This window comes from Polaromonas sp. P1_G2, from assembly GCF_056405515.1.
In genome coordinates, this window is sequence record NZ_JBFUBY010001255.1 from 1 (window position 1) to 435 (window position 435).

General features: G+C 62.2%; 1 pseudogene. It reads right to left on the reverse strand.

The annotated features are described in order from the left end of the window. Nucleotides 1-59: 59 nt before the first annotated feature. A pseudogene (locus tag AC1D0P_RS30025) lies at nucleotides 60-435 on the reverse strand (hypothetical protein); the annotation flags it as partial.

Genomic DNA, 435 nt, shown 5'->3' on the forward strand with positions numbered 1-435 from the left:
GTCGACACAGGCTCCACGGCGATGAAGATGGTCGGCCGTCGTCATTGCGCGGGTGTGCCCTATCGCCTTCTCAGGCCTCCCGCCGTCGCGCCTCCGGCACCGTCGCCATCGTCATCGTCGTCRTCATCCTCGAAGTCCACGGCTCGCGGCAACCTCAGGCGATATCCCTCCCTGTCGCCGACTTCCGGAAGAACGAAGGCATTGGTCTTGCGGAGCACATGGATCGCTCGTGGGAGCGACGACCACTCGATCGCCTGCGCATAGCGCTGCGCAAAGTCGAGGGTCTTGATCAGGGCATCTGGAACGCCGTGGTTACTCATCAGGCGAAGGCTCTCAAGATAGTTCGACCTGAAGACGGTGGGAACGATGATCCTCGCTGCGCTGCCTGCCGAGAGTTCGGCGTTCATCATGATGCGGGCTGAGCGACCATTTCCG